Genomic DNA, 9473 nt, shown 5'->3' on the forward strand with positions numbered 1-9473 from the left:
TTAAGAAAGTGCTAGCAATTTTAAGAAAGAAAAAGCCTGATAGGACAAGGATCCTATGAAATTTGCCGTGTACAGAGATCTGTGTTATAGCGTTTTAAAACATCAGACTGCCTATCAAAGAGATTATTTATTAGCCGAATAATCTCAAAACCTGATTGACTACCAAGACGGTATCTCAGGTCGCTGACTTCACATATATTAAAACTCATTCAGATTGGGTCTAAACCACATTTATTATTGATGTTTTTTCATGTGCAATTGTTGGCTGGAAAGTATCAACACGTAAGAATACAGATATGGTGCTTGATGCGCTGAGTTATGTATCGTCTTTTGAGCTTGAAGCAATGTACGATTATAAGATTAACCCGTTAGGTCAGGTGGCCTAACTTAAATAAAAAAGTCTCCGACAAACCCGGTACGGTTCAGGCATATAAAGGCTAAGAAGTGAACATAAACTCGTCTTTATTAATACATCCCGTTTATTCATGATATTGTTTCACGACTATAATAATGATGAGGAAAATCAAAACTCAAGCATTGTACTGGAATTTTGTTTTGCCATTAAATGATTTAGCGAAATTATTCACATCTAGCATAAAAATTGCCCCACGGATGGGGCAACTTTTATTCATCAACACGATAAGTTAGCCAATCGTAATTTGATGATTATTTAACAGCTCTGCAAGCGTTACATTCGAAGTTTGATGTTCTAAGACCAAAAGATCCTGATAATTTGAACCATTTGCTTCACCATCACGATCTACTTTCACGGTTGCAGATTCAGTTGCTGCATCATAGTCAACCTTAATGAATTTTTCGACTTGTGAAAGATGAGATGATGTCAAATCACTATCACTAAGCAAATCATTAAAGAATTCTGATGAGAATTGAATCGTTCCGGCATTGCTATCTGTTGCGGTAGAACCAAAACCGAAATCTGTCCAATGATCAATACCATGCCCCGCTTTGGCATCACTCGCATCTAGCACATTATAAATCAATGTATCGTGACCCTGACCCGTCGTAATGGTATCGTTACCCGCTTTGGCCACAATCACATCATCCGAACTGGTTTCAGCTACGCTGAAGCTTCTCGCTGATAATGGATTTCCAGATTGGGTATGAACATTTTCACTCACCAGCAAAGTGACAGCCGTACCCGATACGGTACTGGTGTATGTCACATAACCATTATTGGTTGCACTTTGTGTCCAGCCTGAACCAAGTTCAACAGTATCCTCAGCAGTACCATTGATCTTCAAGGTATGTGCCGCATCAGTCATGGTCAATACATGTGATGCTGTCAGGCTAGTGATATTATTTGCTCCATTTACAGACAAATCCAGCACTTCAACATTCTTCAGATTTTCTGCCAAAGTAGCACCTGATACAGTTTCACCAGAACGGAGCTGAATCGTATCTGTACCTGCTCCAGCATTAATACTACTTGCTGTATATAGCAAGGTATCATTACCTGTTGTAGCCTTTTGGGCCGTCATATTTACAGTAATGTTCGCAGAAACAGGATCAGATACACTATTTACAGCACCACTTTCAACTGTCCATGCTTCTACCCCGATTTGTGTACCTGTAGTCGCTGAATCCTGATCAGTTAAAGCTGCTTTCGCCTGTTTAAAGCCTAACTTATCTATATTGCTTTGGGTTAAACCTGTAATGGTATAAGTCGTACTTGATCCAGTTCCACTTACTGTAATTTGACTAGATGAAATCTGTACACCATCGATATAAAAAGAGGCATATTGACCCAGACCTGTGAGTTTAACGGTCATAGTTTCAGTACTGCTGTCATTTGCAACTTCTGAAACTTTTGGATCATGCATCGATGCATTCAGGTTAAGTGGAATAATCTCATTTTCTTTACCGAAAGTTTGAGTCGGTTTGATATCAACGCCATTGGCTACGGCATTAACCACCAAATCTCCAATGTCTTTGGTTTCAGTTAAAGGAGATAAGCTACTTTCACCAGAAGTTACAACCAACTGTAAGTTTTCAACAGTACCACTCCAGTGTATCGGCGGTAATATCGCAACATAAGCTGGTAGTCCACCACTTTCTGAGAGTACCCAAGTGTTGGTTGTGCCATCACCACCTGCATTACTTGCAAGCGTTGCGGATGCCGCATCATTTCCGACATAAACCAAGAAGCCATTTGGAACATCAGATAGCAAAATTGCACCATAAGACTCTGAACCATCTGAATCGTTCAAACTCACGCTTAGTCCACCTGCACCAGTCAGCTCAATTGCATTGGCTTTAGTTGCCAGTTCTGACTCATTACCAATAAAGTTTTGTGAAACAACATTTACACCATTATTGGTCAGTTGAACTTCCACAGAACCCGTGACACTGACTGCTTTAACATCTGCACCGTCTTCTTTTACGTTTGCATAAGCAGTAAATGATACCTTACCTGGTACAGTTTTCTCACCATTTGGCATGGTATACGTTAAGTCTACTGTTCCGCCATTTTCACCAATGCCAATGACGTAGAACTCACCATCAGGTGTACCATCACCATCAATATCTACACTTTGTGGAACAAGTGGTGTTGTACTACCCGTGATGTATAGCTGACCACCTTCCATGGCATCGGTTGTATCAGCAGCATTGACTTGCACATACATTTTACCATCGACAACCTTACCAAAACTTCCATCGGCAGGGTCGAGTGTAATAGAACTTGTGATTGCTGTCGCACCCTCACCCACCATACTATCTCCAGACATGGTGAATATCGGATTATCCGTCACAGGAGCGATTGGAATCGTCATGTCTTGAATCGTTGCCTCTTCGGTAGCGCCACCCAAGACCGAAGTCGTAAGTGTCGCATCGAAATGGAACCGTCCAGATTGACCATTATCATTCCAGTCTGCTGGTGGCGTGATCACAATACTCTCTAACAGATTTTGCAAAGCAGCTTCGGCTTGGGCATCAGTGGCATTCGGATCTACCGTAACACTTGCTGTCCATACTGGGGTATCAGGGTTACCATCATTATTTGTATCGATCATGGTTTGTACCATACCATTGACGATTGTACCTGCTGGTAAATCTTTCAAGGTGACAGTAAACAAGTTGCTTGCCGAATTATCCTGAATGGTAATGGCTTGATCTACCACATCGCTTAATTTAAATGGTGTATCTTCTGTAGCAGATGCACCATTATATTGCCATTGGTCAATAAGCGGTGCTTTACTGCCTGGAGCCTCAGCAAAATCTGTATTTAGATACCATGTCACTGAATCAGATTTGATGTCTGTTATAGCAGTCAAATCAGACCCTAGATCTTGTGTCTGTACAGTTATCTTAATCGGATGGTCTGTTAAGCCACCCGCGTCGGAACCAATCTTGAAAGTGACTGGTACATCAATACCACCCTGTGCGATTGAAGGTGCATTATTTGCCTGATAGACCAGTACCCATGTACCAGCACCTATCTGTTGAACATTTGCACCTTGTACAGTTACACCCTTTGGCACATTTTCGATCAAGATACGAACCACGTGTTCACTGCCATCATGGTCAATCGAAGCGACGTTCAGATTAACGGTCACAGTATCCGTTGCAGTCAGTGTTGCGGTGTCTGGAGTAGCATCATCATTTGGATATTGATTTGATGATGAAGTGGTATTGCTTGTTCCAGAAATACCAGTAACAGATAACTCAACAGCATCGGTAACTGCACTCGCCGTTAATTTTAATTCTCCATCTTTAACCACCGTGTCCGCTGGTGCGGTTTGCACCGAACCATAATGATTATCGGTCACTTCATATTTATAAGTGAAGAAGCCCTGATCACCATCAAGCTGATCACCACCTTTAGCTGCAAGGGTTTGAGCTTGTTCAGCAGTCAGTTTATAGTAAGTCTTCCCATCAATCATTTCAGTTGGTAAGCCTGCATTACTTAAAAGAACAGCCGATGTGCCAGTACCCAGATATAAAGTATAGTTTGCTCCTGCCGCCTGATCCTGTGCAATCCAAACATGTCCCAAAGTTTCGTCATTGTCACCATTTACATGAACAATGCCAAAATTCAGGGTCGTAATTTCATCTTCAACCAGTGTCGCTCTGGTCGTTGCTTCTGCTTCGGCAGAAGGTGTCACTGTGAAATTAACGTCAGTTAATGCACCAGTTTTGGAATCACCATCATTTTCAGTAGAAACGCCTGCAACTTTGAAATTCACATTGCCACTGTAATTCTCTGGTACTGTGATAAATACATGATTTAAATCTGTTGGTTTAATCACCCAGACACGTTCTTCACCTGTGCCAGTGACCAAAACAGTGGCTGGTCCCCCCAGATTGAAATCTTTGGCTAAGCCAGTGATACGAAGGGTAAAGCTTTCTGAGCCATCTGTATTATCAATCGATGAAACATTTTCAATCAAATTAGAGAGTGACACTTTATGCTGGGCAGTACCATCCAGATTAGCTTCAGTGGTTGTATAAGACTGTACACCAGACTGATTACTGTCATAATCTTTTAAGGTAATTGTCGGTGTATCTGCTACACCATAAACTGTAACAGGTATAGAGAGCGGACTAGATGAAGCAGATGTGAAGCTACCATCCGTCGCCGTCGCAGTAACACTTAAGGTAAAGTTTACATTGCTGTTAAAAGGTGGAGTAATCGTCAGTGGCGTAGATGTACTAAAGTTAGAGATCGTGACTGAACCGTTAGTAATCGTTTGTTCTACGCCGCCATAGATAATTTTTGCACCATCAGGAATATCTGAAATGGTGATATTAAAGGTTTCTGATGGATCAGAACTTCTTGGCGTAATAGACAGTGGGATTGGCGTATCTTCCAAACCAATCGCACGACCATTTAATGACAAGGTATTAATACCATCAGCAACAGGTGCGATGATAATATCTTCTAACCAAGCTTCACCTGATACTGCTGTCGCTGGTGTACCCGTCTCTTCATTGTCATCATAGTCTACTGTATAAGCTTCAACTTTGATTTTAAAGGTACCCGATACATTTTCAGGAGCCAAGAACTGTAATGTTGACAATGCACTAACAGGTACATCAATTGGTGTGCCTGTATAAGTTGCAGTATAGTCAACACCAGAAACTGTCCATTTGAATTGTGATCCGATGACTGTCGCATAGCTATCCCCTGAAACTAACTCAGGCGTTAAATGTGCATAAGTCAGTTCATCTGCGTCCTGATTCGTCCAGCCATTGGCAAGGTTAAATCCACTCTCAGTACCCAGTGTATACCATGTGTCTTCTGCACCTGCTGTCGTGTAAGTGTGACCACCTGTCATGGTCAGGTCAGCTGTACCATCGTTGTCAGAATCACCTGAACCAGGAATATTACCAATGATTTCAGCAACAGGATTTACAGTGACTTTTACATCAAGTGGTTTAGTCTGGGTATTTGTATCAGAACCATTAGTATCTGTTGATGTAATATTAAGTTGAATCGTTGCATCTTTACTGCTATTGGCTGGCGGCAAGATTGTGAAACTGTCCAAGATAGCCTCACGTTGCACTTCATTCAAGGTATTGTCAAAAGTGATGGTATATGGAGATCCACTCGAACCATCTCCACTTACACTCCACCCTCCATTATTACTTGGAGCAGTCACTAGCCAGCCTGTAGGAATTTCAAATGCGACTTGTGTAATGACTTCTGTACCAGTACCCGTATCCGTCACTCTTACATTTTGCAGGAAAGCAACTGCTGTGTCTTCATTGGTAGAAACATCACCTGCTGCGACATCACCTGCTACTGGCGTAACATGTAGATTTAAATAAACACTGTCAGTAATTTCAGTTCCAGTAGTCGGCCCATTACCTACACCATCACTATCTTGGTCCTGCGCATGTAGCGTGATCTGGATATTGTTAATGTCACCACTAAAGTCTTTTGGTGGTGTCACTGTAATCGATGGTAAGCTTGGTGAAACGCCATTGTAATTATTTGGGATGTCTATTCGATAGCCATCCGACGATTCTGTTGCAGTAATGGTGTGAGGCTGTCCACCTACAGTTAAGGTTGTACCTTCTGGTAGCCCCGTAATGGTCATCCAGCGTTGCTCACTACCGTCGATGTCAGCAGTCGTGTTGTTATCGCCAGTAGTCGCTAATGTCACTTTCAACAAATTAGTCAAATTAAGTGCAGTATCTTCCGCAATGGTTTGAACCACAGGTGCTGCACTGCTTGTATCAACAAAACTATTGCCATCTGAAATTTTCAGATCGATACCGTCCGTAACCGCCTGAACATTGACCACGACTGTTGCAGTACTGGTTGCACCGTTAACACCAGAAACTTTAGTACCGCTATCGTTAACTTCATAACTGGTTACACTTACCGTTACGGTAAAGTTGGCATGACTTTCCGCAGGTGGTAAAACCTTTAATGCTTCAAACTCAGCAGACGTCATCTCCAAAGCATTTGCTGGTTTGGTTTCATCAGTCGGATGATTAACATCGGTTAACCAAATGGAGATATTGCCGCCATTCGATGTGAATAATGTAGCATCAGTACCAGATAAGAGCGCTGCGCCAGCAGGAATACCGCTTAAGGTAATCACGCCTAGACGTTCTGGGCTATCACCCGTTGTTGTATTGCCATTTTGATCAATAGCATCGATTACACGTGGTGCTTTCAGACCCAATATAACAGCCGTATCTTCATTCGTAGTCACATTTGCTAGTGTTACATTACCACCCACACCCGTTGTTCCGGCTAAATTTGGTGCATCTGCGACTGGATTTACATTTACAGTCACATTGGTTGTTGTGGTTTGCCCACTGTCATCAGTAACTAGTACTTTAAATGTATCGGGACTGGTCGAAGAGCTTCCATCATAGTTACTATAGTTATCGGCAGGTTTATAAGTAATTCGACCAGCCTCATCTACAGTCACAGTGCCATGTGCAACACTGAAACTTTTGCTTCCATTACCGTTATCTGTTCCAGCAATGGTATTACCATTCGCATCCTGAATGGTAATATTCTCAAGTCGTGAATCAGCTGAGGTGGTGAACGGACCATAACTATGATCCTCATCCATCGTGATCACAATCTCAGTTTTTGGTGCATCATCAATCACTTGAACAACGAAACTACCAGATGCCGTATCGCCATCACCATCTTTGGCAATAAAGTCAAAATTCAGATTCAATGGTGTAGTATGACTTGGATGGTTTAATGAACCCAATAGTTCAAAGGTATATTTGCCTGTAGTCGTATCCAAAGTGACTTTGAACACATCACTGCCGCCACGCGTGGCTGTCAGTACGTTACCTGCCGCATTAATACTAAAGCTTATACCGCTATTACCTGTACTATCTAGCACTGCCTTTAAAGCAGTTTGATTTGCAGCAAAGCTTAAACCACCGCCATTACCTGAACCGTCCTGACCATAACTCACACTCAAATTGCCTTCTGCGGTGAGTAACGATGTGTTTGGTTCACTTCCTGTCGCTAGACCTTTTTCATCTACAGAAGTTACTGCTGGCGCAGAACCAATTGATGGCCCATCATCCTTAAAGATAAAACGATCACCTACCGCAACAGGATCACTGGTGACCGCATCACCATCACCATCTGTAGCAGTTGCAGTTAGGGTAATTAAACCTGCATTGCTGATAGAAAGACTTTCATCATAAGAAGAACCGCCCACGGGATGTTTAAGTGCTTCTGATTGAGTTAAGGTAACAGCACCCGTGGTCGGATCAATGGAGATACGAAATACCACATCGCCTGATGCACTACCCGCACGTCCTTCAATCTGATTACCTACTTTATACAGCAAGACATTTTGGCCGCTGGTGGTATCTAATCCGCTATCCACACCATTGGAACTAATGTTAAGTGCATAAATCAACGCATTACTTGTAGCTTGACCATCTGCACCATACACAGGGGTGAATACATCTTTGACAAAATTAGCATCTGTTGCAGAAACAGAACCTGAGACAAAATTAGTTTCATCAACAGTTACACGACCAACATTTGCACCGTTCTCACTGATTTTAGGTTTATCGTCAACAATGCTAATAGTTATGGTATTAGTGACCGTATTGCCATATTGGTCTACAGCAGTGTAAGTGAAGCTATTGGTTTCATTGCCTGCTAAATCTTTGGTTGCTGAAGTTAAAGTAAAGCTATAAGTACCATCTGAATTGACGGTATACGTTCCATTTGCTGTAGTGCCTGTTTTTGCTTGTGCTGTCCAACCCGTCTGTAGATTCAAATCACCATTAATAATATTGCTAGAACTACTCGCATCTGTTCCCGCAGGCTGAGTACCATTGGCATCGATCCCATCCTCACGTACGCTACCCACTGTAGTTAATGGATTGACTGTAACATCCTGCACATTAATGGTAAGGGTAGATGTTTTTAAGTCACCATCAGCATCACGCACTGTATAAGTAAATACATCCTGTACATTGGCTGTTATTTTGTTTGGATCCGCTTTATAGCTATAACTACCATTGGCATTTAATGTAAGCGTACCATAATCACCTGTGATGCTTGTTCCTACTCCAGTACTCGAAGTTGTACCTGTATTGCCTTTAGCAACACCGACTACACCGCCACCAATAGCCCAACCATCTGCGCCTGACTGGTCGTTAGAAAGTACACCACTGGCTGCATCTTTGGTCAAAAGCGCGCCTTCTGTAACACTTCCTGTATCCGCTACGGTGATTGGTGCATCATCAACAATATTGATGACCAAATTCCCTGCTGTTGCACTATCTCCATCAGCATCCTTGATTTCAACAGCGAAAGTAGCTGTTGTATTATCGCCACTCGTTTTTGCAGGCAAGGTATAACTATAATAAATCGTCCCCGTTCCAGTTGCTGCATTGTATTCATAACGCGCAGTTAGACCATCTGAAAAGGTCTGATTCGTGGTAGTTAAAGTATGCCCACCCAGCTTGATTGCATCACTGACTGCCAGACCGTCTGGAGAGGTAAAGCTAATTGTGCCACTGGTGGTTTCTTTATTGGTTGAAGCTTCTGTACCATCATTTAAACCAGATTCATAGACTGTCGTTGTTGCACCACCAGCCGTTGGTATTGTGCTGGTCGGGGTTGCATCAGCAATGTTGATTGTCAATTGTGCTGTTGATGTGTCGTTATCGCCATCCGTTAAAGTATAAGTAAATACGTCACTTACACCACCAGCTGAACCTGCATTACGTGCATAACTATAACTACCATCAGAATGGATCGTTAATGTGCCATATTTACCAACAACCGTATAGTTACCAACTGGATCAATCGTGACATCTAACCCATTAGCAGTATCTGCTTTTACTGTAGTTACTCGTGCGCCATCTGCACCTTTCGTGTCATTGCTGACCACATTACCAGTAACTACTGCCAAACTACCTACAGGAATGCTATTGCTATCATTCACAGCAGTTGGAACATCATCAATCACTTGTACAACCAGACTACCTGTTGTGGTTACCCC

At 42.3% G+C, this 9473-nt stretch carries 2 protein-coding genes and 2 pseudogenes; 2 read left to right on the forward strand and 2 right to left on the reverse strand.

Going from position 1 to position 9473, the window contains the following annotated elements; genetic code table 11:
• Positions 1 to 179: 179 nt before the first annotated feature.
• Positions 180 to 314: pseudogene (locus tag C8322_RS13700) on the forward strand (IS3 family transposase); the annotation flags it as partial.
• A gap of 330 nt (positions 315 to 644) precedes the next feature.
• On the opposite strand, the gene C8322_RS14735 reads toward C8322_RS13700, so the two are convergent.
• Positions 645 to 3044, reverse strand: coding sequence for a hypothetical protein (locus C8322_RS14735; RefSeq protein WP_416224417.1), 2400 nt, complete (start codon positions 3042 to 3044; stop codon positions 645 to 647).
• 495 nt (positions 3045 to 3539) lie between these two features.
• On the opposite strand from C8322_RS14735, the gene C8322_RS14740 reads away from it, so the two are divergent.
• Positions 3540 to 3638 (forward strand): hypothetical protein, encoded by a 99-nt coding sequence (locus tag C8322_RS14740; RefSeq protein WP_373869196.1) that lies wholly within the window; start codon positions 3540 to 3542, stop codon positions 3636 to 3638.
• Positions 3639 to 7115: 3477 nt separating this feature from the next.
• Here the strand turns inward: C8322_RS14740 and C8322_RS14745 are convergent.
• Positions 7116 to 9440, reverse strand: a pseudogene (locus tag C8322_RS14745) (DUF5801 repeats-in-toxin domain-containing protein); the annotation flags it as partial.
• Positions 9441 to 9473: the final 33 nt, after the last annotated feature.

Origin of the sequence: Acinetobacter sp. SM1B (genome assembly GCF_003289665.1) — a bacterium.
In the GTDB taxonomy this organism is placed as follows: domain Bacteria; phylum Pseudomonadota; class Gammaproteobacteria; order Pseudomonadales; family Moraxellaceae; genus Acinetobacter; species Acinetobacter schindleri.

Bases quoted from the DNA above. Each gene is read 5' to 3' on its own strand.
- C8322_RS14740 (WP_373869196.1), top strand. From the start codon at position 3,540: ATGGTCAATCGAAGCGACGTTCAGATTAACGGTCACAGTATCCGTTGC.
- C8322_RS14735 (WP_416224417.1), bottom strand. From the start codon at position 3,044: ATGGTACAAACCATGATCGATACAAATAATGATGGTAACCCTGATACC.